The organism is Chromobacterium sp. IRSSSOUMB001 (assembly GCF_023507765.1).
Classification (GTDB): domain Bacteria; phylum Pseudomonadota; class Gammaproteobacteria; order Burkholderiales; family Chromobacteriaceae; genus Chromobacterium; species Chromobacterium haemolyticum.
This window is the reverse complement of the sequence record NZ_JALCYU010000014.1, coordinates 18494-44531: the sequence shown is the minus strand read 5'-3', so window position 1 is coordinate 44531 and position 26038 is coordinate 18494. Positions and strand designations below refer to the sequence as shown.

The window sequence follows — 26038 nt, the reverse complement described above, 5'->3', positions numbered from 1 at the left end:
GGCGGCATGCTTGCCGGCCCGGTTGATACGGTTTGGCGCGGTGAATAAACGCCGTCCTTGATGGAAAAGAGTTTCATATGATGCATGCGCAGAATGTGTTCGCCGTCGCGGTCCGCGGCGGCGCTATGGCCGGCGCCTTGGTGCTGGCCCTGCTGCCCGCGGCGGCCTGGTCCGCCGGCGTGGTGCCGGAAACCTCGCTGGTGGTGGTGGAGGAAGGCGACGGCGAGGGCGTGATCAACGTCAAGAATACCGACGCCCACGTTAGCCTGATGTATGTCCGGCTGGAAAACCTGCCCGAGGACCCAGAGCAGCTATTACTGGCGACGCCGCCAATTTCCAGGGTGGAAGGCGGGGAGAAACAACTGGTTCGCTTTTTGTTGAAATCGCCGCAGCCGCTGCGGACGGAACGGCTGATGCGGGCGTCTTTCGAGGGGATTCCCGCAGTGTCCGCCGATAAGGGACATCGCATTCAGATGACCTTCAATCAGAACCTGCCCGTGCTGATCCGCCCCAAGGGGCTGCCACGTGAAAGAGAGCCATGGACCAAGTTGCGATGGAGCCTGGCGGAAGATGGTCGGGTGGAAGTCAAAAACGACAGTCCTTACGTGGTGCGCCTGTCCACACACAAGGTGGAGTTACAGCCTGGCAAGCAAGCGCTGGAGCTGCCCAAAGCCTATATCTTGCCCGGCGAGCGCTTGCAGCTGGCGTCGGCCGGCCAGACGCCCTTGGACGGCACTCACGTCAAGCTGTGGCCGGCGACCAGTTACGGCTATGCGGTGGACTCATTCACGGCGTCCTTGAACTGAACGGTGAAGCCCGGTCATGAACATTAGCCAAGTGATTGCCGCTGCGATTCGCGTTTCCATGCTGGCCGGGCTGCCGTGCGCACCGGCCCTGGCGGTGAGCGCGCCGTTCGCGGTGACGGCCGAAGTGGTGCCACCCAGCTGCACGCCCAGTTTTTCTAATAACGGTGTAGTCGATTACGGCCTCATCCCCTGGTCGGCCTTGAATCCAGGCGCGACGCTGCTGGGCGAGCGAGAGATCAGCTTGCATGTGCAGTGCGATCAGCCGGCGCTGGTGGGTTTGAGCATACGGGACAACCGCGGCGACAGCCGCGCCGGCATCGCCGTCATGGCCGGGCTTCAGACGACGGGGGCCGCATCGCCGTCGCTGCCGGCGGAGGAGGAACAGACTCTGGGCCTGGGCCGGGACAGCCGCAAGCAAGCGCTGGGCTATTGGTGGCTGAGTCCGATCGAGGTCCGAACAGACGAGCGTCCAGCAACGCTGATGCGCAGTGCCGACCGGCAGGAAGGCTGGTCGCCGGCCGGCGCCGAACCGCTAAATCTGCGTTACGGCTATGCATTGGGCTCGCCGCAGCGTCAGGCGCTGCAGCCGGCCAGCACCCATGCGTTCAAGCTGCGCGTCGGCGCGGCGCTCAGGGGGCGGCAGGCGCTCAGCGCGCGCGAACCGGTACACTTCGACGGCCACGCCACCGTCACGGTCTTCTATCCCTGATTTCCCTATCCATCCAAATTCTTTGGTCCTGCTAGATGACGTGTTCAATTGAATGGCTGCTCCGGCCCATTCCGCTATTGCTGTGGTTGGTCGGGCTGGCTCCGGTGTTTTCCGTTGAAGCGGCGGCGCGCGACGCGTCCGGCGAGGGCGTGCAGTTTGACCTGGGCGTGTTGAAGGCGAGCGGCATCGATCCCGGCGTGGCGGATTACTTCAGCCTGGGCGCGCGCTTTGCGCCGGGCAGGAATCGGGTGTCTTTATTCGTCAACGGCGTCGGTCGCGGCGGCGCCGAGGTGAGCATAGACGAGGGTGGCCGCCTGTGCGTCGACGACGGATTCTGGACGGCGGCCGGCTTGCTGCCCACGGACGGCCAACCGCCGGCAGAGGCCGGCTGCCGGGAGTTGACGGCCTTTTATCCGCAGGCGGTGGTCAAGCTGCGGCCAGAGCTGGCACGGGTGGACATCCTTGTGCCCAGCGGCGCCTTGCGGCGCAAGCAGGAGCAACTGGGCGCTCACGATAGCGGCGGCACGGCCGGCCTGTTCAATTATGAGGTGTTGGCCATGCGCAGCAGCGGAGGCGGGCGGAGCCAGCAGTATCTGCAAGGTTTTACCGAAATCGGCTTCAACTGGCGGGACTGGATGGTGCGCAGCCGGCAAAGCTTCGCGCGCAACGGGGCGAGCAATCGTTTCCAGTATCTCTACAGCTATGCGCAGAAGACCCTAGTGAATAGCAAGGCTATCCTGCAAGTGGGCGAGTTATCGCTGAACAACCCCTTGTTTGCCGGCGTGAACTTCTCCGGCGCGCAGTGGCTGCCGCAAGGGGCCTTGCTGCCGCGCGGCAATCTGCCGCAGGTCAGGGGCATCGCCCAGAGCGAGGCCCGGGTGGAGGTGAGGCAGGCCGGTGCTTTGGTGTACAGCACGCTGGTACCGCCCGGCGCTTTCGAACTGAATGATGTGCCCATCCTGTCGGCGGGCTTCGACCTGAATGTCACCGTTACCGAAAGTGATGGCGGCCAGCACGCCTTCACTGTGCCGGCGGCGGCGTTTTTTGCCAGCCCGGGCGGCGATGTCGAGGGCTTCAATATGGCGGCGGGCAAAATGCGTCAGTTCAGCGGCCAGGGTGGAGATACGCCCTGGTTGTTCTCCGGCAGCCGCAGCTGGCGACTGGGCCGGGAACTGGATCTCAGTTTGGGGGGCATGTGGTCCGAACGCTTTCATTCCGTCGGCGGAGCCTTGTCTTATTTGTTGAGCCCCGGGCTTGTGGCCGGCATGCGCGCGGTGGCTTCCCACGACGGCGAGGCGGGGCGGAGCGGCGCGCAATACAGCGCGTCCTTGAGCGCGAGCTGGGGCGAGCGCCTGTCCGGCGCGCTGAACCTGAGCCGGCAGAGTGTCCACTTTCGCACGCTGTCGGATTACGCGGCTCGTCAACAAGAGGCGTCGACCGCGCTGACGCAGTACGGCCTGTCCCTGTCCTACCACCATGAACTCATGGGCGCGTTCAGCCTGGGCGCGACCCGCTCGCATAACGGCGGCGACGCCTCGCAGCGCTTGAACGGCGGCTGGTCGCGGCGGATGTGGGGCGCCAATGTCTCTTTGAACGTGGGCCGAGATCTGAGTCGGGGCGCGGGCGCGCATCGCAATCAGTTTTACTTGAACGTGGATCTGCCGCTGGAGCGCGCCAGCTTGAGCGCGTATCTGCAACGCTATGGCCAAAGCCAAACCTTGGGGACTAGCTACCGCGAAATCGTCAGCGACAGCTTGAATTACGGCGTGGCGGTGGATCGCGACGCCGACCAGAACAGCACCGGCTTCAGCGGCAATTTGCACTGGATTCCGCGTTACGCCCAGTTGGGCCTGGGCGTGAGCCAGCGCGGGGGCGCCCAGTCGTACAACGCCAGCCTGCGTGGCGGCGCGCTGCTGCATGAGCGCGGACTGACCTTCTCGCCCTATCCGCTGCGCGACAGCGTCGGGGTGCTGTCGGTGGGCGGCTTGCCCGGTGTGAAGTTCAGCACACCCAGCGGCCCGGTATGGAGCGATGGCGATGGCCACGCGGTATTGGCCAATCTGAACGCTTACGCCGATACCCGAGTGGAGTTGCAGACGCCTAGCCTGCCGCGCAATGCGGACGTGGCGAATGGCTTGAAAGTGGTGCGCGCCGGGCATGGCTCGGTCAGCCGGGTGGACTTCTCGGTGCTCAAGACCCAGCGTTTACTGATCCAGATCGTGACAGAGGACGGCGAGGCCTTGGCATCCGGCCTGAGCGTGGTGGATGAGGCCGGGCGCTTCATCACGATAACCGGGAATGGGGGCGAGGTGTTCCTGGATCAGGCGATGGCGCAGGGTGGATTGTATGTCGAGTATCTGCCAAGGCAGCGCTGCCGCTTGGACTACGTCTTGCCGGACGAGGATGCCGCCGCTTTGTACCAGACGGTCAAGGCGAGCTGCACGCAGGGGTTCCCGGGCGCTCAGTTGAAAGCGGATGCGTCGGAGCGCCGGCCCGCCGTCTGAGCCGCTGTTCAGTGTTTGCGATACGTTGCTGGTCTCGACACGGCGGGCACGCATTTCCGAATGCTCATGTAGCGCATGAGCGTTCTGTTTTTCCGCGGTTCCCGGCTGGCCCCGCCTTTGCGCGCGAGATTTTGAGCCGACTCAGGGCGATGAGGAGTGAGGAAATGAGAATGAGCAAGTGGAGTGTGATTGCGCTGGCGTTGCTGAGCGCCGGCGCCGCGGCCGAGGAGGCACCGTGCTCCTTGACCTTGAGCGCGTCGAATCTGGATTACGGCGTGGTGCCGCTGGCCGCCTTGCGCGAAGATGTCAACAGGAGCGTGTCGGGGGCTGGCCTGGAAGCGCGGGTATTGCGTTTGCAGGCCATGTGCGAGCAGCCCCGAGCGCTGGCCCTGCGTTTCAACGGCCCGGTGGCGGATGCGGCAGCGTTCCGTTTCGGGCCCCTGGGCCTGGTGCGGCTGGTATTGCGTTCGGCCACGCTGGATGGTCGCGACGCCTACTTCCGCGTGGAGGGGGAGAACGACGGCGAGCGGCGACGCTCGACCCCGCTGCGTCCTGGCCAGTTGGTATGGGTGTACCTGGACGGCGGCGTCGGGGCGGGCCAGGCATTGCAGGTGGAATTGGAGGTCCAGCCGGCATTGCCGGCCGGTGCCGCACATTCCCGGGAGCGGGAGCGCTGGCGGATGGACGGGGTCTTCGAGTTGCAGGCCACTGTCCCCGGCGTTTGACGCGTCAGATTTCGTCCTCCGTTTGGCGGCCGGAACCGTAGGTGCATGACGGCATGCTTGGCGGCGCCCATTGGGCAGAGTCCGGCTCAAAGGCTCGCGAGATGGTGCGAGACTTTGAACCGGTGCGCGGACCATAGCGATTTCAGCGGAATAATCCAGTCTCCAGGCAGAGAGTTATCAACTCCTGATCACTGCGTGCCCCCAGTTTGCGCATGCCGGAAACTTTTTGAGCGCTGATGGTTTTTTCGCTTCGGCTTAGCATTTTTGCTATTTGGTTTAGCGTCATGCCTGCCACGAAGTGACGTAAAACCTCAAACTCCCTGGCGGATAATTTTTCCACCTTGTTGCCTATTGTATCCTCGGCGATATTTCCCCTATTGGGAGGGGGAATAGCCGACCCTCTATTCACCACTTGCTCCAGCGTGCGTCGTAGCTCAGACAGGGGTTGGCTTTTCAGAACCACCGCCGTCACGCCCAGATTCTGCAGACTTGAAACGATCAAGTGGTTGGAAACCATTGTATAAATGATAAGCCGTACATTGGAGAAATGGCGCAGTAGATATTCTATCAGCTTCATGCCGTCCCCATAGTTGGTGTCGCCGGGCATGCTGTAATCGGCGATGACGATATGAGGCAGTTCATTTTGTTGCCGCAAGTTAATCAGTGTTTCAACTAATTCAGTGGAGTTGTGCGCCTCTCCCACCACTTCCAACAGTGTATTGCGCTCCACTTCTTCACGAATGCCCATCAGAACGATAGGATGATCATCGGCTATCAATACTTTTATTTTGCTCATGGTGTTTCCAGTGAATTTGATTCCAATGCCTATCTCTTAATCAATAAGCTGGGCCTTCAAATCATCTCTGTTGTTTAAGAGGCCGCAAGTCGTTGCAAAGCAGCCTCCAAACGGTTTTGAAACTGCTCCAGATTAGCGATGTTCTCGTCATTTAATTCATACAACTCCGTGAGTTGTGCTTCCAATGCTTGGCCTGCGCTCATTAGCGTTTGCGCGTTGACTACCGCCAGAGCGCCATTAATACGATGCAAAATGGAGGCTACTTTATGTGGTTTTCTGGCCATCGAAACCGTGTATAGCACGTCTAGGTCCGTGCGCATGGTGCGCAAAAATAGCTCGCGCATGGCCATTGGCACTATCAAACCATCTGGGATGGGGATGGCTTGCGCAGAGTGGGTGGCTGACTTGTCTAAAGCTTTTTGGCTTAGCCGCGTTAATGCGGTGCGCAAGCCGTGCAAATTGATGGGCTTAACCAACCAGGCATCCATGCCCGCGCGCAGACAGGCTTCCTCCTCAACCCGCATGGCATTCGCGGTGACGCCGACTATGGGAATGTCCACGCCTTGGCCCCGGAGGGCTATGGCTAGCTCGTACCCATTCATCAGCGGCATGTTGACATCGGTCATCACTAGATCATACGGACGCATATTCCAGTGTTTCAAGGCTTCCTGGCCATTGCCTACTACATCGGCGCGGCAACCCAGCAACTCCAGCTGTTCTTTCAAGATGTGTTGATTGATTGGGTTGTCCTCGGCGACCAAGACGTTCAATCCTAGAGCGGCAGTATCGCTGACCGATTCCGGCAGGGCCTCGCCGGGCAGGCCGTGTTTTGCCAGCCATACCGCTTGTAGGATGCCTTTGAGGTGATGAATGTTCACCAACCAACTATCACTTTGCAGTTGCGCCTGAAGCGGTCCTTCCGGAGTGGCGATGACGCGCGTGCTCAGTGGGTTGCGAGGCCATTCATCCGCGGGGTCCAGATCCAATAAAATCAATCCGGAATCTTCCGGCACAGGCTCCATCGGATCCAACCAGCGAGTGTTGGCGCCCTGCCGGGTCAGCCAGCGTATCAGGCTTTCTCCCTGCTCTTTCAGATGAGCGCGCAGCAACACGGTTGTTTGGCTCAGGGGGTAGTCCGTTAGCGTGGGGGCCGCCGCTTGTTGCTCCAGCTCCAAGGACAGGGTGAAGCTACTGCCCAGCCCAAGATCGCTGACGACTCGAAGAGAGCCTCCCATCAATTGACTGAGTTGTCGGCAGATCGATAAGCCTAGTCCTGTTCCCGCAATCAAACCAGGCAGGGCTTGAGCCTGATAGAAGGGTTCAAACAGCCGGGTTTGCTGTTCCTGAGTGATGCCTATGCCGGTGTCGGTCACTTGCCAGGCTAAATTGACGCGGCCGCTTGGCAAGGCGGTGGCTTTCAGGCGCAATACAATCCAGCCGGATTCGGTGAACTTGATGCTGTTGCTGAGCAGGTTATTTAAAATCTGGCGAATGCGTGTGGCGTCTCCCAATACTAGCTCCGGGGCATTCTCATCAAGATTGGCGTACAAGCGTAGTCTTTTGTTTTTAGCCATGGCGGAAAAAGCGCGCACAACTTCCTCGGAAAGGCTAAGCGGGGAGAATGATTGCGACTCCAGCGCCATTTGCCCGGACTCAATCTTGGAAACATCCAATACATTGCTGATCAATTGCAACAACAGAGAAGACGAGTCTTGCATGGTGCTCAAATAAGCGCGCTGACGCGGGCTTAGCGGGGTCATGTCAAGGATTTCTATCGTGCCCAGCAGGCCGTAAAGCGGGGTGCGAATTTCATGACTGATGGTAGTCAGAAAATGGGTTTTGGCTTCATTCGCACTATCCGACGCCCGCTTTGCCGCCTCTAGCGCCATTGAGCTTGCTTTGTAATGAGAAATATCGCTAAAGGAGCATAATATGGCGTTCTTGCCGCGGTGACGGGCTGGAGCAAAGCTGGCCTGCAGATAGCGTTCTCCAATGCGCAGACAAGCTGTGCGGTTGGAGATATCTTTCCCGTCTATTATTTCGCCCCAGAATGCTATTAGCTGCGGGTAGTCTCGTTCTCGGTCGAACCACTCCAACGCTAGTGGATTGACCACCAAGGGTTGGAGGAGAGGCAATTCCAGAACAAACAAGGCGGTTGGCGCGGTTTGCGTTATCACGCGATTGAAGGCTTCGCTTTCCAGCACGGCTTGGTGCGAGGCTTGTGCCGGCGCCAATACTCGAAGCCGATACCAGCGTACCGCCAGAACGCCGCTCAAAGCCAGCAATAGCACGCTGATCATAAAGACTTGGGCATGCCAGTTTGCCAGAGCGAGCAAACGGTTGTATTGCACTCGATAGACCGCGGCCCAATTCGTCTTGGCTTTGGCGGGCAAATAAAGCAGCAGGCCATCTTGGCTAAAATTCAGTCCCGCTTTTAACGTCGACAATGAGTAGGTTTCGCCCAGTAGTACCCGTCCATCCGGCGTTATCAGACTGATGTCGTCAAAAACCCGGCGCTTGCTGGTGCCGGCCCAGCAAACATTTCGGATCTCCAGCATTGAAACCGCCATAATTTGGGAGCGGCTGTCTTTTTTCCAAAACTTTTCGCTGATATAGGCCGGGATATAGGCAAGAAGAGTATTTGGATCAAGGCCTTGGGCGCTTTTCCCGCTTGCCCACTTGACCTTGGTGGTGTCATGCCGCTGTTGCAGTAAAAACTGGCGGATGGCGGAGGTGATTGTTGGAAAATTGGTGTGCGTCAGCTCCATTTCGGTTGCGGTATTGTCCACCGTCGGCACCGCCAGGCTGGTTGCTTCATCCAAGGCCAATAGAAAGCTTTGGGGAGCGTCGGTTTTGGCCAGAGACCAGTAAGTGCTGTAGTAATCCGCGCTTAAGGCTCCTAAGGCGTACAGGCCCTCTGGAGGCTCTGGCCACTGATCTACACGGTAGCCCAGAGTAAACGGCATTGAATACGGGGAGCTGCGCCCCTCCACCATCAGGTAATCGCCAGCCTGCGCAATAGGAGTGCGTGTTGTATCCAGCAGTTTACCCAGCCGTTTGCCCATGATGTCGGAGTTGCGCCGCGCGCCGCGGCTAAGAAAGGCTTCATGCTCTCGAATGCCGTTGGCAACGCATGCGAAGTGCACCTGGGCCATATTCTGTTTTTCATCTAGCAGTAAGGTGGCGGCCCAGTAGCTGGCGGTTAAAGCGAGTAGAACCAAGGATAGGACCAAAATCAGGCTCACATTGAGCCGTAAGGATGTTCTGATCAACTTACCGATGGATTGCGTATTATTTTCCATGACTCCGTTTCATTGACACATCTTGCGCGGGTCTATGCTTGAATTGGCTTGCAAGTGCTGGCGGCGTCGTTTCGTAAAACAGCCTATGGCCGCTTTATGGTTTGAAGCGTTATCGCGCTGGTGGAGCCGGTGCTCAGACAACGCCATTGGAAGAGAGATAGCCTGGGGAGGAAAGTTCGCGGTACTCCCTTCTTTGCTTCAATGAGTTTAAGCATCGAAACAGATTGGACAGACTGACTGGCTTGATGATCACCGCGGCCATCCCAGCCTCGCGCGCAAGTTGGGCCTCTTCTTTTAAGATGCTGGCCGTCGTTCCCACGACCAAAAAGCCCGGAGCTTGCAGGTGGATTCTGCGCGCCAACTCCCGGCCGTCCATCCGCGGCATGCTGATGTCCGTCAGTACCAGGTCAAATTCGTGGACATTCCATCGCTGTAGCGCTTCCTGGCCATTGGCGGCCAACTGCACGCGACAGCCCAAGGTTTCCAGTTGTTCCTTTAAAACCATGCGATTAATGTCGTTGTCTTCCACCGCCAATACTCTGAGATTCAAGTTGCCCGGTGTTGAGGCGCCTGCCCCTGCCGCAGTGACGGGGGCGAGGCCCTGCGTGGAAAGCATGGTGTCCAGGATCACCGTCGGAGCGTATAAGGAGACCCATTCGGCGCTAGAGCGTGCCGATTCGTCGCCATGCCATATACGCACGCCGGGCCAGTTGGCTCGCCGGTGCGGATCGATGTCCAAGCGCACTTCCAAGCACAGTTTGTCACGCGGCAAGTTTTCCCTGGCGCAGGCCAGCGCTCTGCCGCCGAGGAAGTTCAGCCAGTCGCACAGGCTATCGGCGAGTTCTCGCACCGGCGCGCTGACGTAGATGGCTTGCTGAGTCAGAGGCCGTTGTCGTGGAGGGCTGTCCGCTAGCGCTTTCAGCGGCAGCCACAGAGTGAAACTGCTGCCCAGGCCCGGTTCGCTCACTACGGTGATGTCCCCTCCCATCAGGGTGGCGAGTTGCTGGCAGATCGGCAGGCCCAGACCGGTGCCGCTTGCCCTGCGGCGACCCTCGCCTACCTGGAAAAACAGCTTGAACAAAGAAGCCTGATCCTCGGCGGCAATGCCGATGCCGGTATCCGCGATCTGGATGGAGGCCCGGATACTGCCGTTGTTTCCATTGACCAAGCCGCAGCGCATGACGATACGGCCATTGTCGGTGAACTTCACCGCATTGCTGAGGAGATTGCTCAGAATCTGTCGTACTTTGCCCGGGTCGCCCCGCAGGGGCAGGCTCAAGCGCGGGTCGATGCAAGCGTAGATCAATACGCCCTTGTTCAGGGCGGAGGCGGCGTAGCCGTGCACCACCTCATGCGCCAGCTCAAACAGATTGAATGTTTCCATCTCCAGCCGCAATTGACCCGCTTCTATCCTGGAAAGGTCCAGAACGTCATTGATGAGTCCCAGCAGCATGGTGGAGGAGCTTTGGATCGCCTGCACATAGCCTTGCTGTTGCGGATCCAGGCGGGTGTGTTTGAAGAGCTCCAGGTTGCCGAACACGCCGTATAGAGGGGTGCGGATTTCGTGACTCATGGTGGCGATGAACGCGGTCTTGGCTGCATTGGCGGCATCGGCTAATTGCTTGGCGTGCTCTAGCGCCAGTTCGGCCTGCTTGCGCAAGCTGATATCGCTCAGCGCGCACAGCAGCACTTCTTCTCCTCGGTAGCGAGTGGGCACGAGGCTGGCGAACAAATGGCGGCCATCGAGAGTGGCCAGCTCTTCGCTGACAACGCCGACTTGCTGCAAGCGAGCCCGCAGAAAGACGCGCTCCACCCACTCCGTCGACCTCCAATCCGGATCAATCGCGGGCAGCCAGTCGCGAGCTAACTGGTTTTCCAGGACGGCCTGACCATTGCGCCTTCTCAGCGCGCAAAGCGCCACAGGAGCCGCGTTGAATACCGAACGCAGAAAAGCCTCCGCTTCCGCATGCTGTTGCAGCCGCTGCAACGCGGGCCGCACAAACCTGTTCAGCACGCATAGGCTGCCCAGGGCAAGCCCGGCGATAACGCAGCTTAAGATGGCCAGGCACTTTAAGAAGGCATGGCGCATATCGTTGAGGAGAGCCGATTCCGGATAGCGATAGGCCAACATCCAGTCAGGCCCAAGCGGGAAACGGGTTTGAACGCTGGGCACAATAGGCAATGCGTTGGACAGCCGTTGCCACATGTCCTGCGTCCGCCCTGAAGAGGCGGCGGCCGTAGCGGCCACCTCATGTTCATTGGCATCCAGCAAGGCGAACTCATAGCCAGCAAAGGGCTGCTGGCTGGCTAGCACGTCTCGTCCCAGGAACTCCAAAACAAGCCAGGCTTGCTCTCCGCCGTCCAGCGAAGAGGGAGAGATGAAAGGCCGCGCCATGTAAATGCGGCGCTGAGGATCTTTGGGATCGAACAGCCACACCGTCGCGCTTTGGTACAGCGGCGTTGGATTATCGCTCAACTGTCGAAGCACGTTGTCCGGCGTTTCTTCCGCGATCGGAAAGCCGCTTTCCAGCCTGCGCACGGTCAATTGATCCTTGCCTTGCAATAACAATAAGAGGTTGACGCCCAAGTTGGCCGCTTGGAGCTGATCGTTTAAGGGCAAGGTCAAGCCGGTTGGAGGCAGTGGTTCGCCTATCCGGTTGAGGTGACTCAATGAACCTGAACGCCGGTCTGAGCCAGCTGCGACGGGTTTGTCCAGGTTTTTTAGGAACTCCACGCGGCGATTGAAAAAAGCCTTTGCGGCGTAAGCCGCTTCATTCATGGATAGACGTTGGACCGCGACATGGCTATTCAGTTGTATATTCAAGTAAATAACCAAAATGCATACAGCGCATAAAAGCAGCGCCCCAGCCAATAGCCACACAATACTGGCGGCCGCAGATAGCCGCAATGGCCAGGGTTTAAGCACTAAGCACTTGATATCCATCGGAATATCGTAATTGCGTATGCTGCCGGGGAATATAAGTCATTTCTGAAAGCAATAATGTTTTTCAAGCACGAAACTTCAATAGTCTGGCCTACAAGGCGGATGTCATTTTTTGCATGGTTTCATAATGAAATTTATATTGCCTTGCCAGTGAGCTCATTTGTCGGCCCCCTAGTGGAAAATTGTTGTCCAGTTGGGTTGGCCTGATTGTTACGCCCCGACTTTCCTATATAAGCTAGGTTTTGATTGCTTCTGGATTTCGCCTGTTGACTTAGAGAGCTTGTTTTAAGCGATTAGCGCGCGATATCGGGGTGAAAATAGATAGGGAGTTTCGATAGAAGCGGGTCAAGGCTGGCCGAGTATGTGCTCTTGCTTAATCAAAAAGGACTTAGAGCTTGTTCAAAGTCTGCTGCGCTTCGGCGATACGGCGTTAAAAACAAGCTCAAAATGCTCATGTACCACTCGACCATTCCGTTTTTCGCTCGTTTTCGCCTTGTCTCGCCCTTGCTCGCGAGACTTTGAACAGGCTCTTAACGCCAGCGCGTCTGGATAAATTTAAACTATAAAGCAATGTGGCAAGCGGCGACAGGATCGCCATGGCGCAAAAGCGGGCGAGAGATTGAATGGGTTCTCACCGGCCCTCGGCCCGCTAATCTTCGCCGACACTCCGTCAGGCTGGCTCTTGCCGCGCGAAAAAGCGCGCCGGTGAATCGCCCAAGGCGCGCCGGAACATCGCGATGAAGTTGCTGGGGGAGGCGTAACCCAACTCGTCCGACACCGCTGCCACGGCAACGCCGCGCGCCAACATTTCCATGCCGCGGATCAGCAGCGCTTGTTGCCGCCACTGTCCAAAGCTCATGCCGGTATGCGCCAGGATGTGGCGGCGCAGGGTGCGCGGCGACATCGCCGCCGCGTCCGCGCAGTCGGCCAGCGCGTGTTTGCCGGGCGGCTCGGTTAGCAGACGGAGGGCCAGCTCCGCGATGCGCGGATGCTCCGGTATCGGCAGGCAGAGCGCCTGCTGTGGCGCTTGCCGCAATTCGTCCAGCAGCACCGCGGCGATGCGCTCCTGCTCCGGCCGCCATGACGAATAATCCGTCCACGTCACCGCGCGGCGCACCGCGGCGCGCATCAGTTCGGTGATCGCCAGCACCTGTGGCTGCGGGCTCAGCGTCCGGCTCCAGTCCGGGCTTAGCAGCAGGCTCCAGCCGGTCAGCGCGCCGCTGACGCGCACCTGGTGCGGCACGCCGGGCGGAATCCAGCCGGCGCGGTGCGGCGGCAGGACCCAGGCGCCGCGTGGGGTCCGGATCTGGATCAGGCCGGTTTCCACGCATAGCAGTTGCCCGCGCGCATGGCTGTGCCATGCGTATTCGCGGCTGCCCAGCCGGTAGTCGCTGCCTTCTCTATCGTTGCCGGGCACGGCGATCAGCGGGGGACCGCCTATCCATTCGCTAAGGTCCGGCATGTCCGTTCGTGGGCTGGTGTCGATATTGGCCATTTTTCACCATTTATTGGCAAAAAAGCGTTATAGCAGCTTTGGCGGCGGCGCGCACAATCGTCGGCAAGGGCTTGGGCGACCGCCATTGCGGTGGCGCCACAGGCCGGATTTCCCCATGACGAACCAAGGACAAGTTATGCCATCTCTACGCATTGGCATCGTCGGCGCTGGCCTGGGCGGGTTGTGCCTGGCCCAGGGCCTGGCGCGCGCCGGCATCGCCGCCACACTGTTTGAACGCGACCATGCGGCCGACAGCCGCTGGCAGGGTTATCGGCTGCGCATCGACGGCGACGGCCAGCAGGCACTGCGGCAGGCCTTGACGCCGCGGCAGTTCGAGCTGTTCCGGCAAAGCTGCTCGCTGGGCGGCGACGATTGTTTCGTCGATCCGCAGCTGCGCGCCTGGTCGGAACGCAAACCGGCGCATTGGCGGCCATCGGCGCAGGACGGCGACGCGGCGGAGCGCGACCTCAGCGCCAACCGCCAGACGTTGCGGGAAATCCTGGCCAGCGGTTTGAAAGACCAGATCCGCTGGGGCCACGCGCTGCGCGGCGTCAGGGAAACGCCCAGCGGTGTGTTGCTGGACTTCGAGGGTCAGCCCGAGTTCGAGGTGGATGTGCTGATCGCCGCGGACGGGGTGGCCTCCACGGTGCGCCGGCAATTGGTTCCGGGTGGGGAGCCGGAGGACGAGGGCGCCGTGGTGCTCTACGGCGTCACGCCTCGGGACGCCTTGCCGGCCGAGGCGTCGACGCCGGAGCTGGGCCAGGGCGTTTGCGTGGTGTTCGGCGACGGACTGACGGCGGTGATCGAGGCGATGCGCTTCCGCGCGCCCTTGCCGGAACTGGCTCGGCGGATGGCGCCGGAAGTGAAGCTGAGCGCGATGCCGGATTACTGGTATTGGGCCTGCGTGGCGAGGGCCGAGGACTTGGGCGGGGTCTTGCCGGATGAGCGCCTGAGCGGCGCGGCGTTGCGGGCGCGGATCCAACAGGCGACGCGCGGCTGGCATCCACGTTTGCAGGCTGTTTTCGCGCATGGCGATCCACAGTGTCTGGGCGCGCGTCCGATCCGGATGGCCGCTGAGGTGCCGGCCTGGCGCTGCGAGCGGGTAGCCCTGTTGGGTGACGCGGCGCATGCGATGAGCCCGGCGGGCGGGCTGGGCGCCAATACCGCGCTCTGGGACGGCGCGGAACTGGCGCGGGTTTTGGCGCCGGCGGGCACAACGGCCGAGGCGGTGGCGGCGCTGCGCGTCTGGGAACGGGACATGCGGCGGCGCGCCGAGCACGCCTTGCGGCTATCGCGCGCGGGCAGCGCCCGCTTGCTGCAACGGTCTGGCTTAGCGTGAGGCTCGGCCGCCGCCATGGCTTGGCGGCGGCGGGCCTTACTTTCCGTTTTTGATGATGTGCTCGATGTTGCGCTCGGCTAGCGCGGTGATGGTCAACGAGGGGTTGGCCGCGCCGGCGCTGCCGGGAAGCAAGGCGCCGTCCATCACGTACAGGCCGGGATGGCCGATGACGCGGCCCCAGGCATCGGTGGCCTTGCCTATCACCGCGCCGCCCAGCGGATGCGCGGTCCAGTTCAGTCCGGTGACGCCGGCTATGATCCCCGGGAAACCCGGGACGGTGCCTGTGGCCGCGGCTATTTTGTCGTTCACCGTCTTGGCGGCGGCAACGCTGTCGCGGTTGCCGTTCTGCGGCCAGTTCAGCACCACGCGGTCCGTGGCCGGGTTATAGCTGAAATGCCCGCGATTGCTTTGATCGAAGGCCATGCCCAGCGAACCGATCACCGTGCTCAGGTCCAGCGGCAGGCCCGGTACGTACCAGTTTTCCAGGGTGAGCGGCTGCCCGCTGTTTGGATCGTGGATGCGGGAGGCGCTGGGGGTGCCCTGGGTGGCCAGCGACAGCGTGCTGAAGCTGCGCGTGACGATGGTGTCGCCGTTGCTGCCCCAGCCTTGGCCGATGTGCTCGTTGAGATTGCGCAACGTACCTTGCGCCCGAGCCTTGACCAGCAGTTCCGAGCTGCCGATGGAGCCGGCGGCGAGAAAGAGCCGGTCGCAGTTGAGGCGGTAGCGGTCCAGTTGCCGGCCGTCGGGCGCGCGTTTGACGACGTCAACCTCGTAGCGGCTGCCGTCCCAGGCGATGCTGAGCACCTCATGACCGGGGTAGATGGCGGCGCGGCCTGTGGCTTGCGCCTGGGCCAGGTAGTTCTGGTTGAGGTCGAACTTGGCGCCGTTGGAGTTGCCGTGGTTGGACAAGCCCGCGGTGGCGGAGGGCGTGGATTGCCAGCGCAGCTCCTGGCGAATCACGTCCCAGTTGAAAATGGAATCATTAGCTGTGGTGGCGTAGCCAGCCTTGCGCACCTGGGCGTCCCAGACGCGGGAATGGTGGAAGGGCTTGCTGTTGTAGATGTCCGTCGGCATGGTGTCCAGGCGCAGCATTTGCCGAACCCTGGGGTAGTAGGTCTTGTTCATTTCCTCATAGCCGACCCAGTTGCCGAACAGGGCTTCGAAATAGCGTTGTTCCGGCTGAATCATCACCCCGGTGAACACCACCGAGCCGCCGCCGACGCAGGCGCCGCGCCAGACATTCATATTTGGGTAGTCGGTTGAGTCCAGCACGCCGCCGAAGGAGTCGAAATGCGTGGTCACGCCTATCAGCATCTTGGCCTGGCGTCGGTGCCAGAACGCGCGTCCGTCCGGCAGGGTGTCGTTGGAGAAGATGTCGCGCCGAGGCCCATTGGGCCAGCGATGGCCGCGTTCCAGCACCGTGACCTGCTGGCCGGCCTGTGCCAGGCGCAGCGCGGAGACGGCGCCGCCAAAGCCGGAGCCTATCACCAGATTAGGGGTGTAGGCGGGCGGACGCGGCACGGCTTGGAATAGTTCGGGAGTCAGACGCTGGTACTTGGCCAGCTGGAGCGCGTCCGTACCGATGAAGGCTGATGAGGACGCCGGCAGCATCAGGCCGGCGGCGCCGGCACCCGCGCCCAGCAAGAGCTGACGGCGGTTCAGCTGCGCGGTGAGCGGAGAAGCTTGGTCATTGTCAGGGGGGTAAGCCATGGGATCGCCCTTTCATGTTTAAGAGCCCGTGCAAGGTCTGCGGCGTTGAAATCCCCCTTCGAAATGCTCATGTGGCACTTGGCCATTCCGCTTTCTCTGGGGGGCCTTGTCTCTCCCTTGCTCGCGAGGTTTTGGACAGACTCAAGGAGGCCATTGCGGCCAAAAAGTTTGCTTATTAAGTAAGCGGGTAGATTCTTGTCTGGTTGCTCGGAGGGGCGATACTGTCATTTGTGACAGATATTTAATTGACATTAAATTATTATTTGAAATGATTTGGCTGTTAATAATGTGGTGGTTGCCGTTCAAGCCAGCCCGGCCGCCGCGGCGGCGCGGGCCGGCTCGCTCAACCGCTTAGGCGGTGGCTTCGAACGCCGGGTGGTAGCTGACGCTGCCGACGGGCAGCGGCGCGCCGAAGCTTTGCGCCATGAAGTATTCAGCTGGCACGCCCGGCAAAATCAGACCCGGACGCGCTTGGAAGCCGAAGCGCGTGTAGTAGCCGGGGTCGCCCAGCACCACGCAGCCTTGCGCGCCCAGTTCACGCAGCGCGGCCAGCGCCTGGCGCATCAACAGGCTGCCTATGCCCTGGCCCTGTCGTTCCGGATGCACGGACACCGGGCCGATGCCGTGCCAGCCGGCGGCGCCGGAGGTGATCAGCACCGGCGAGGCGGCGATGTGGCCCAATAGCCGTTCGCCGTCCAGCGCCACGATGGACAGCGTGAGCTGGCCGCCGCGGCGCAGCGCGTTGACGATGAATTGCTCGGTATGGCTGGAGTGCTCTTCGGCGAGGAAAGCGGCCCGGGTTAGTTCGAAGATGGCGTCGATGTCGCGGTCTTGTTCGTTTCTCAGCATGAGTGTCATAGCGTTTTCCTTGGAATGGAACGCGCCAGCGCCGCCGCCTTGCGCGTTCGGCAGCGCGGCGGCGGTGGTCATTGGTTGTCGAGTTGGCCGCGCACGGCGCGCAGGCCGGCCTTATTGATTTGGTATGGCTGGCCGTTCTTGGAGCTGATCAGGCGCTTGGCCCTGAGCTTCTGGAACACGAGCAGGCTGCAATCGGACAGCAGATACCCTTCTCGGGTATAGCATTCAACAGTGGAGATACGGCCCGCGTCGTCGCGCAGGTGCGCGATGCGGCCGCCTTTGGCTAGGACGTGCAAAGTCCTTTGCTCCGGCTTGGAGATATTCATATTGGATGATCGTTCGGCAATCAAATGCGAAAACGGGCAGCCGCCGCGATGCGAGCGCTACCAGCTAAGGGGCATTTTGATAACGGCCAGCCGGAAAAACGGGCGGCGTTATCGGATTGCTGCAATCTCCAACATGCAAAGCCTTTTGCGAGGAAAAGAAGGACGCTCAATCAAATGAGCAAGCCCAAATTCTATGCGGATAGCTAAATAAAATCAACAGACTGCGCGAACAGAGCCAGTTCCAGCTGGCAGTCGAAAGGCTCCAGCGCCAGTTGCGGCGCGTGCAGCCAGCGGGCGGGCGCGCAGCCGCAGGCCTCGTAGAAGGCGACGGTTTCAACGGCGGAGTGCGAGGAGATGTAGAGCGTGTCCGCGCCCAGTTCGCGGCCGGCTGCGGCGCTGGCGGCCAGCAGCGCGCGCCCCAGGCCCCGGCCTCGCCAGCGGCGGTCCACTTGCAGCTCTTTCAGTTGCCGGTAGCCGCCGTCCGGGCCCAAGGCCTGCGCGTCTACGGCGGCGAAACCAGCGAGATCCCCTTCGATTTCCAGCGCCAGCACCGCGCCGTCGGCGGCGATGCGCGCCATCTCCCGCGCCAGTTCGCGCCGTTCCGCCGGCGACCAGTCGTCGATGAAGGGCTCAGCCACGCATTGCCGGCCAGCGGGGCCGGCGCGATAGACCAGGCGGACCTCCTGACGGCGCTGAAAGGCATCCAGCCAATTGGCGGGGATGTCGTGTGGGCTCAGCCGGCGAATAGACAAGGGGGATAGTTTGTGGGACATGGCGTGGATGACGGAAGCAAGAACGACATTATCTCAGAACCTGTTGACGACCTGCTACGCGGCGGCGATACGGCGTTGAAACCCACTTCGAAATGCTCATGTACCGTCTGTACATTCCGCTTTCTCAGCAGTTTTTGTCTTGTCTCGCTCTTGCTCGCGAGATCGTAAACACGTTTTCAGGAGGGAACGGCGCGCGGCCGTCGGATATTCTGTTTGAATTTTATTATTGATCAAGAAGATTGATAGCTAAAACGAATTAATTGATTCAATTATTTCAATTTTCACAGATATTAACAAAATGTTAGGATTCTTAAAAATCAAAGGCATAGCGTGATTCTGGCCGCGCCGAAGAGGGAGTTTCAAGTACTCGTCCTTCTCGAGCGCGGTTTGTTGTGAACGGAGTGCCTGGATGCAGAGACAAGTCAGCGCCGCCGGCGGAGCCGCGCCGCGCCCCTGGACCGAACCGCGGTCGGCCATGGGTTTCAGGCTGGGATGCGCGTATTGGCGCCTATCCCGCCGGAAACCTGGAGCTGGCGGCGCGCTTGCCTGCAAAGACTTGCCTTAGGTGAATTCCATCAATCTTGAAGAATGTGGTCTGTGAAATGAGTAACAAAGTATCTGCAGCAAAAAGTTTGTCCTTGCCTTCCCTGGCGTTGAGCGCGATTGGCTTGGCCGTGGCCTGTTCCTGGTCCGCCTTGGCGAGCGCCGACACGATCTCCGGCGTGGGCAGCAATAATGTCTACGGCGCGGGTTCGGTGGATCCGGGAGTGGCGACCAATAGCAATAACTCGATTTATGGCGTGGGCGCCGGCAGTAATATGACCGGCACCAACAACTCGGCGTTCGGCGCCGCCGCTGGCGTGAATGTGAACGGCGGCTACAACACCTCGATCGGCCAGAACGCGGGTACCAATGTGCAGGGCAACAATAACGCCTTCATGGGCAACGACTCCGGCTACAACGTGACCGGCGACGCCAACGTCGGCGCCGGCATCAACACCATCCGCAACGTGACCGGCACCGGCAACACCGGCAGCGGGGCCAATTCGGCTCAGGATATTCAGGGCGATTTCAACTCCGGCTTGGGCAACAACTCCAATCGCAATGTGACCGGCAGCTACAACACCAGCAGCGGCACTTTCTCCGGCTGGGATATCAAGGGCAGCAACAATACCGCCAACGGCGCGAACGCCGGCAGAAATGTCACGGGCGACAACAATACCGCGGTGGGCACCTACGCCGGCCAGAACGTGTCCGGCAGCAATAATGTGGCCATCGGCAATAATGCGGGCGCCAACATCAACGCCAGCAATGCGGTGGCGGTGGGCAACAACGCCGCGGCCACCGCCAACAATGCGTTGGCGATAGGCAGCAACGCTCAGGCCAGCAACGCCAACGACGTAGCCTTGGGCGCCAATAGCCGTACCGCGGCGGCCAACCCCACCGCCAGCGGCGTGGTGAACGGCGTGACCTACAACTATGCCGGCGCGGCCCCTTCCAGCGTGGTGAGCGTGGGCAGCGCGGGCAATGAGCGTCAAATCAGCAATGTCGCCGCCGGCAGGGTGAGCGGAACCAGCACGGACGCGGTGAACGGCAGCCAGCTGAACGCGACCAATCAGGCGGTGCAGCGCGTGAGCGACAAGGTGGACAATGTCGGCGCCGGCACCGCGGCGGCCTTGGGCGGCGGCGCGTCCTACAACGCTCAGACCGGCGCGGTGAACCGTCCGAACTACACCGTTTACGGCAATACCGTGAACAATGTCGGCGATGCGATTGACCGGCTCCAGAAAAGCGGGCCGGTGCAGTATTCCGATCCCAGCGGCCGGACGACGACGACAAACGCCGGCAACGACGTCACCCTGGTGGGTGGGGACGGCGGCAGGCCGGTGACCATCCACAATGTGGCGGCGGGCGCGCAGGGCACGGACGCGGTGAACGTGGACCAGCTGAATGCGGCCAACTTCAACAATCAGCAGCAATTCAAGCAGCTCAGGTCCGATCTGTCCGATACGCGCCGCGACGCGTTCGGCGCCGCCGCCGGCGCGATGGCCATGGCCGGTCTGCCGCAGGCTTTCCTGCCCGGCAAGAACATGTTGGCCGTGGCCACGGCAACCACCGGCGGCGAGTCCGCCATCGCGGTGGGGCTGTCCTCGCTGTCGGACAACGGCCGCTGGGTGGTGAAGTTCTCCGGTTCCACCAATACCCGTGGTCAAGGCGGCGCCAGCCTGGGCGCGGGCTTCCAGTGGTAAGCGGCAAACAAGATCAATCAGCTGATATTGAATGAGATAGATGATGAAAAAACCGGTATTCGGCGGCTCTCTCCGCTACCTGTTGCTGGCGGCCGCCGGCGCGGCCTTGATGGGCTGCGGCACTAGCCGCCTGAGCAAGATCACTGACGACGGCCATCTGGCCGAGCAGGCTAGCCCGACATGGCCCAGCATTGAACACAATGGTTGGCAGCCGGAAGGCAGCGTGCCCAATCTCGAAAATTTGGCCAAGGTTCAGCCGGGCCTAAGCAAGGAACAGGTTTACGGCCTGATTGGCCGCCCGCACTTCGCGGAGGGCATGGTTGGCGTGCGCGAGTGGGATTACGTATTGAATCTGAGCCCCAAGGGGGGTGAGCAAGCCCGGGTTTGCCAGTACAAGTTGTTGTTCGACAAGCGGATGAAGGTGGCATCGGTGATCTGGCGGCAGGAGTCCTGCGCCGAGATCGCCGCCGCGGTCTGAATCTAGCGCGACGCCCGGAGCCGAGCGAAATGAAACGAACCGCCTTGACCGGCGGTTCGTTTTTTCATGCGCGCAGCAGCGGGGCCAGGCCCCAAAAAAGCGCGGTCCAGATGGACCGCGCTTTGTTTGCCGACTGTGAACCGCGCTTATTTCAGATCGAAACGGTCCAGGTTCATCACCTTGTTCCAAGCGGCGACAAAGTCGCGGACAAACTTGGGCTGTGCGTCGTTTTGCGCATAGACCTCGGCCAGCGCCCGCAACTGCGAGTTGGAGCCGAACACCAAGTCAACGCGGCTGCCGGTCCACTTGAGCTGGCCGGTTTTGCGATCACGGCCTTCGTACAACTCGCCGGCGCTGGAGGTGGGCTGCCAGGCCACGCCCATATCCAGCAGGTTGACGAAGAAGTCGTTGCTCAATACACCCGGACGGGTAGTAAACACGCCGTGAGGCGCATTGTCGACGTTGGCGCCCAGCACGCGCAGGCCGCCCACCAGCACCGTCATTTCCGGCGCGCTCAGCGTCAGCAGCTGCGCCTTATCCACCAGCAGCGCTTCCGCCGGCAAAGAGTAGGCTTGCTTCTGGTAGTTGCGGAAACCGTCCGCCTGTGGCTCCAGCACGCTGAAGGATTCCACATCGGTCTGTTCCTGGCTGGCGTCGGTGCGGCCCGGCGCAAACGGCACGCTGATGTTGTGGCCGCCGGCCTTGGCGGCGGCTTCCACCGCTGCGCCGCCGGCCAGCACGATCAGGTCGGCCAGCGACACTTGCTTGCCGTCGCTCTGAGCGGCGTTGAAGTCCTGACGAATGGCCTCCAGCGTTTTTAGCACGCGGGCCAGTTGCGCCGGCTGGTTGACCGCCCAGTCTTTTTGCGGGGCCAGACGGATGCGGGCGCCGTTGGCGCCGCCGCGCTTGTCCGATCCACGGAAGCTGGAGGCGGAGGCCCAGGCGGTGGACACCAGTTCGCTGACGGACAGGCCGGAGGCTAGTGCTTTGGCCTTGAGCGCGGCGATGTCGGCGTCGTTGATCTGCGGTTGACAGGCCGCCGGCACCGGGTCTTGCCAGATCAGATCCTCGGCCGGCACTTCCGGGCCCAGGTAACGGGTCTTGGGGCCCATGTCGCGGTGAGTCAGCTTGAACCAGGCGCGGGCGAAGGCGTCGGCGAAAGCGGCCGGGTTTTGATGGAAGCGGCGGGCGATCGGCTCGTAGATCGGGTCGAAGCGTAGCGACAGATCGGCGGTGGTCATCATCGGCGGGTGTTTTTTCGCCGGGTTGTGAGCGTCCGGGATCAGGTGTTCCGGCTTGACGTTCTTGGCCACCCACTGGTGGGCGCCGGCCGGGCTCTTGGTCAGTTCCCAGTCGTAGCCGAACAGCATGTCGAAATAGCCGTTGTCCCATTGCGTCGGGTTGGGTTTCCACGCGCCCTCGATGCCGCTGGTGGTAGTGTATTCGCCCTTGCCGTCGCCAAAGCGGTTGATCCAGCCCAGGCCTTGCGCCTCCAGCGGCGCGGCTTCCGGTTCCGGGCCCACCAGAGCCGGATCGCCGGCGCCGTGGGCCTTGCCGAAGGTATGTCCGCCGGCCACCAGGGCCACGGTTTCTTCATCGTTCATCGCCATGCGGGCGAAGGTTTCACGCACGTCGCGGCCGGACGCCAGCGGGTCCGGGTTGCCGTCCGGGCCTTCCGGGTTTACGTAGATCAGACCCATCTGCACCGCGGCCAGCGGATTGTCCAACTGGCGGTCGCCGGAGTAGCGGCTGTTGGCTTCGGTGCTGGTGGCCAGCCATTTGGTTTCCGCGCCCCAGTAGACGTCTTCTTCCGGCTGCCAGATGTCCTGACGTCCGCCGCCGAAACCAAAGGTTTTAAAGCCCATGGACTCCAGCGCCACGTTGCCGGCCAGGATCATCAGGTCGGCCCAGGAGATCTGGTTGCCGTACTTTTGCTTGATCGGCCACAGCAGACGGCGCGCTTTATCCAGGTTGCCGTTGTCCGGCCAGCTGTTGAGCGGAGCGAAGCGCTGGTTGCCGGTGCCCGCGCCGCCGCGGCCGTCGGCGGTGCGATAGGTGCCGGCGTCATGCCAGGCCATGCGGATGAACAGGCCGCCGTAATGGCCCCAGTCCGCTGGCCACCAGTCCTGAGAGGTGGTCATCAGCGCTTTAAGGTCGCTTTTCAGCGCGGCGTAGTCCAGCTGTTGGAAGGCGGCGGGGTAATCGAAGCCAGGCTCCAGCGGATTGGAGGCCGGCGCGTGTTGATGCAGGATGTTGAGATTGAGCTGGTTGGGCCACCAGTCGCGGTTGGATTGGGCGTTCACGACAGCCGGGTTGCCGGCGGTTTGGTGGAATGGGCACTTGGACGCGCTACTCATGACAGACTCCTTAGGTCAAGGTGTTCAATGACTTGCTGGGATCAGCTTAGTGAAGCTTGCCGTTGGAAGCCATTGAGCAATTTCAATCAGTCCTATGGCTTCCGTCAATCAATCATGCTTTGGCGATAGTTAGTTCATTAGGCGCGCCGCATAGTTCCTGGCTTTGGCAATAAGACGCCGTTCAAGACTGAAGCGGCGGGGCGGATTCAGAAAGGCGGCGCTCTACAAGGCGCGGTGGATTGCGGGCGTCTCCGGCTGGGGAACGTGTTCGCGCTCATGCGCCAGGAGCCAGGCCTTGCGCTCCAGCCCGCCGCCGTAGCCGGTGAGCGCGCCGTCTTTGCCCAGCACGCGGTGGCAGGGAACGATGACGGAGAGGCGGTTGGCGCCGTTGGCGGCGGCCACGGCGCGGACGGACTGCGGACGGCCCAGTCTCGCCGCCTGTTCCTGGTCGCTGCGGGTGAGGCCGTAGGGCACGCTCAGCAGTAGTTGCCAGACCGCCTGCTGGAAGGCGGTGCCGGGCAGATGCAGCGCCACTTCGAAATGGCGGCGCGAGCCGGCGAAGTATTCGCCGATCTCGCGTTCGGCCTGGCGCAGCACCGGGCTGTCGCCCTCTGCGATTTCGGCGGACAGCTGGCGGCGCAGCGCCGCCAGTTCCGTGTTCACGATGGGCCGGTCGGTGAATTCCAGCAGGCACAGTCCCTGCTCGCTGGCGCAGGCCACCATGGCGCCGAGCGGGGTGTCGAAGCGGCGCAAGAGCAACGGCCTGGCCTGGCGGGGAGCATCGGTGTGAACTGCTTGGGACATGGTTAAGCCGGCTTACTCGCCGTCGTCGACCGCGTCCGGCTCAGCCGGCACCAGTTGCAGCAAGTCGCCCGGCTGGCAGTCCAGATACAGGCAGATCGCCTCCAGGGTGGAGAGTCGGAAGCCCTTGACCTTGCCTTGTTTCAACAGCGACAGGTTTTGTTCTGTGATGCCGATGGCCTGGGCCAGATCCTTGGATTTGACCTTGCGCTGGACGAGCAGCATGTCCAGATGGATTTTGATGGGCATGTGTCGCTTTCAGATGAATTGCTTATTCTCGCACGCCAGCGTAATGCCTTCTCGCTGAATGCGCGCAATGATCATGACCACGGCGGCGATGAACAGGCTTTCCAGGTTTTCAGTGTGGAAGCTGACGGCGATCAGCCGCTGCCCCTCCGGCCGCATCATGGTCAGCCAGGCGCTGATCAGCGGCTGGGAGACGAGGTCCGCCAACACCCAAAGCGCGACTCTGGAACCCACTTTGGACAACAGCGCGGCGGAGCGCTCCGTGAAATATTCCGCTTGAGCATAAAGCTTGAACAGGCGGCGCAGGGCGTTCAGGCCTTGGGCCAGGATCAGCAGGGAGACGCAGGAAAGGACCGCGCCGCCGGCGCGTTGCCACAGCGGCAGGTTCGGGAGATCAAATTCGCTTGAGCCGTAAAACCCTCTGACGGTGTCCACGGAGATGGTCAAGCCGGCGTCGATAATGGACTTGGGAAAGAGCCAGAACAGGATGTTGAGCAGCAGCATGGCGCCTATGCCCAAGACGGTGATGTAGGCCATGGCGGCGCAATAGCGGCTCAATCGTGTGGAGTTCATGGGAGATCCTTAGCGGTTGGTTGGAAAGGCGATGAGAAATGGCGTTGGCGAAGTATCGCTAAACAATTATTTGTTATTGTAAAACGATAATTTTTTACTGTGCAAGTTTGATTTTCTCTGCGTTGCGGCTAGCACACACCTTGGGCATGTCGCTGCGTGGGGGCTTCGTGAGCCGTCGGCCCTGGCTGGGCGCGGCTTTTAGACGGATTGGAGACGCGTTGCGCAATGACTACATGATCAACAACAATTTATTATCGTTTAACAGTAATTAATTTATGTAATACAGTCATCAACTTTCACGTGAAGGCGGGATTACCTTCGCGTGCTCTCCGCGATGCCCGGCGTGTTTGCGCGCCGGATGAACGAAAGAGGTTTGATGATGAGCGATGCAAATCAAACAAGCGGCAGGCTGGCGCCTCAGCCTGGACCGGCGGCCGAATGTCCGGCGCCGGCGCATGCTTAAGACTCTGGGTTACAGCCGGCGCGCGCGCTTGCTGTGCGTTTTGCTGGCATGGGGATTGGCGGCGTGCAGGGGAGACGGCGCTGGATTGAGAACGGCGATGTCGAGGCCGTTTCACGCCTTGACCGCGCTGGTCGGTTCAGCGGTCTATGCGCGTGGTCATCAGGATGGCGGTGCTGGTGCGCTCCACGCCGTCCAGCGCGCCGATGCGGTCTATCAAGCCGTCCAGCTCGGCCACGCCGGCGGCTTCCACACCGGCGATGAAATCGTGGACGCCGCTGACCGAATGCAAGGTGCGGACCTGGGGCAGCCGGCGCAAGGCGCTTTCTATCGACGGGCTCAACCGCGGCGCGGCGCTGATCATCACCAGCGCGCGTACTTGGGCGGCGTCGTGGGCGGCGCTGGTGCGCACGCTGTAGCCCAAAATCACGCCGCCGCGTTCCAGCCGTTCTATGCGGCTTTGCACCGTGGTGCGGGACAGGCCCAGCCGGCGCGCCAGTTCCGCTGTGGGGGCGCGGGCGTTTTCGCGCAGCAGCGCGAGCAATTGCTGATCGGTGGCGTCCATGGCGGCTCTCTGCGTGGGTGGC

At 61.4% G+C, this 26038-nt stretch carries 20 protein-coding genes; 7 read left to right on the top strand and 13 right to left on the bottom strand.

The annotated features are described in order from the left end of the window. Positions 1–77 precede the first annotated feature (77 nt). The 4 genes from MOV80_RS17895 to MOV80_RS17880 all read left to right on the top strand — a co-directional run bounded on the left by MOV80_RS17895 (position 78) and on the right by MOV80_RS17880 (position 4744). Positions 78–806 (top strand): fimbria/pilus chaperone family protein, encoded by a 729-nt coding sequence (locus tag MOV80_RS17895; protein ID WP_205422969.1) that lies wholly within the window; start codon positions 78–80, stop codon positions 804–806. 16 nt (positions 807–822) lie between these two features. After that, positions 823–1515: a DUF1120 domain-containing protein gene (locus MOV80_RS17890; protein ID WP_118268546.1), complete on the top strand. Its 693-nt coding sequence runs from the start codon at positions 823–825 to the stop codon at positions 1513–1515. A 35-nt stretch (positions 1516–1550) separates the two neighbouring features. Continuing rightward, the gene (locus MOV80_RS17885; protein ID WP_118268547.1) at positions 1551–4019 is read left to right on the top strand and encodes a fimbria/pilus outer membrane usher protein; all 2469 of its coding nucleotides are present in this window, start codon (positions 1551–1553) and stop codon (positions 4017–4019) included. Positions 4020–4189: 170 nt separating this feature from the next. Further along, the gene (locus MOV80_RS17880) at positions 4190–4744 is read left to right on the top strand and encodes a hypothetical protein (protein ID WP_043593347.1); all 555 of its coding nucleotides are present in this window, start codon (positions 4190–4192) and stop codon (positions 4742–4744) included. 142 nt (positions 4745–4886) lie between these two features. Here MOV80_RS17880 and MOV80_RS17875 read toward each other — a convergent pair whose 3' ends face one another. The 4 genes from MOV80_RS17875 to MOV80_RS17860 all read right to left on the bottom strand — a co-directional run bounded on the left by MOV80_RS17875 (position 4887) and on the right by MOV80_RS17860 (position 13248). Then, positions 4887–5540 (bottom strand): response regulator, encoded by a 654-nt coding sequence (locus MOV80_RS17875; protein ID WP_043593345.1) that lies wholly within the window; start codon positions 5538–5540, stop codon positions 4887–4889. 74 nt (positions 5541–5614) lie between these two features. Further along, positions 5615–8842 carry a hybrid sensor histidine kinase/response regulator gene (locus MOV80_RS17870; protein WP_249605350.1) on the bottom strand — a complete coding sequence of 1076 codons (3228 nt, stop codon included), beginning with the start codon at positions 8840–8842 and terminating at the stop codon, positions 5615–5617. A gap of 133 nt (positions 8843–8975) precedes the next feature. After that, complete coding sequence (locus tag MOV80_RS17865; RefSeq protein ID WP_081576100.1) at positions 8976–11786, bottom strand: ATP-binding protein; 2811 nt, start codon at positions 11784–11786, stop codon at positions 8976–8978. Positions 11787–12456: 670 nt separating this feature from the next. Then, the gene (locus MOV80_RS17860; RefSeq protein ID WP_232060460.1) at positions 12457–13248 is read right to left on the bottom strand and encodes a helix-turn-helix transcriptional regulator; all 792 of its coding nucleotides are present in this window, start codon (positions 13246–13248) and stop codon (positions 12457–12459) included. Between the two features lie 169 nt (positions 13249–13417). On the opposite strand from MOV80_RS17860, the gene MOV80_RS17855 reads away from it, so the two are divergent. Then, positions 13418–14620 carry an NAD(P)/FAD-dependent oxidoreductase gene (locus tag MOV80_RS17855; protein ID WP_043593340.1) on the top strand — a complete coding sequence of 401 codons (1203 nt, stop codon included), beginning with the start codon at positions 13418–13420 and terminating at the stop codon, positions 14618–14620. A gap of 36 nt (positions 14621–14656) precedes the next feature. Here MOV80_RS17855 and MOV80_RS17850 read toward each other — a convergent pair whose 3' ends face one another. The 4 genes from MOV80_RS17850 to MOV80_RS17835 form a co-directional block, all read right to left on the bottom strand. Then, positions 14657–16330 (bottom strand): GMC oxidoreductase, encoded by a 1674-nt coding sequence (locus tag MOV80_RS17850; protein WP_249605349.1) that lies wholly within the window; start codon positions 16328–16330, stop codon positions 14657–14659. Between the two features lie 351 nt (positions 16331–16681). Then, entirely contained in the window at positions 16682–17188 is a 507-nt protein-coding gene (locus tag MOV80_RS17845) for an N-acetyltransferase (RefSeq protein WP_039753119.1), read from the bottom strand. 68 nt (positions 17189–17256) lie between these two features. After that, on the bottom strand, positions 17257–17514 hold the full coding sequence (locus MOV80_RS17840) for a YjhX family toxin (RefSeq protein WP_019099904.1): 258 nt from the start codon (positions 17512–17514) through the stop codon (positions 17257–17259). 203 nt (positions 17515–17717) lie between these two features. Continuing rightward, a complete protein-coding gene (locus MOV80_RS17835) occupies positions 17718–18287 on the bottom strand; it encodes a GNAT family N-acetyltransferase (protein WP_043593337.1) in 570 nt (189 codons plus the stop codon). A gap of 632 nt (positions 18288–18919) precedes the next feature. On the opposite strand from MOV80_RS17835, the gene MOV80_RS17830 reads away from it, so the two are divergent. Together MOV80_RS17830 and MOV80_RS17825 are read left to right on the top strand one after the other, a co-directional pair. Beyond that, entirely contained in the window at positions 18920–20536 is a 1617-nt protein-coding gene (locus tag MOV80_RS17830) for a YadA family autotransporter adhesin (protein ID WP_019103120.1), read from the top strand. Between the two features lie 43 nt (positions 20537–20579). Continuing rightward, the gene (locus tag MOV80_RS17825) at positions 20580–21014 is read left to right on the top strand and encodes an outer membrane protein assembly factor BamE (protein ID WP_019103121.1); all 435 of its coding nucleotides are present in this window, start codon (positions 20580–20582) and stop codon (positions 21012–21014) included. Between the two features lie 146 nt (positions 21015–21160). On the opposite strand, the gene katG is transcribed toward MOV80_RS17825, so the two are convergent. The 5 genes from katG to MOV80_RS17800 form a co-directional block, all read right to left on the bottom strand. Next, complete coding sequence (gene katG, locus MOV80_RS17820) at positions 21161–23371, bottom strand: catalase/peroxidase HPI (protein ID WP_019103122.1); 2211 nt, start codon at positions 23369–23371, stop codon at positions 21161–21163. A 222-nt stretch (positions 23372–23593) separates the two neighbouring features. Beyond that, positions 23594–24175, bottom strand: coding sequence for a methylated-DNA--[protein]-cysteine S-methyltransferase (locus tag MOV80_RS17815; protein ID WP_249605348.1), 582 nt, complete (start codon positions 24173–24175; stop codon positions 23594–23596). 12 nt (positions 24176–24187) lie between these two features. Beyond that, positions 24188–24421, bottom strand: coding sequence for a helix-turn-helix transcriptional regulator (locus MOV80_RS17810; RefSeq protein ID WP_019100941.1), 234 nt, complete (start codon positions 24419–24421; stop codon positions 24188–24190). A 9-nt stretch (positions 24422–24430) separates the two neighbouring features. Further along, complete coding sequence (locus MOV80_RS17805) at positions 24431–24991, bottom strand: DUF2975 domain-containing protein (protein ID WP_043593326.1); 561 nt, start codon at positions 24989–24991, stop codon at positions 24431–24433. Positions 24992–25590: 599 nt separating this feature from the next. Further along, entirely contained in the window at positions 25591–26016 is a 426-nt protein-coding gene (locus tag MOV80_RS17800; RefSeq protein WP_019103998.1) for an Lrp/AsnC family transcriptional regulator, read from the bottom strand. Positions 26017–26038 lie beyond the last annotated feature (22 nt).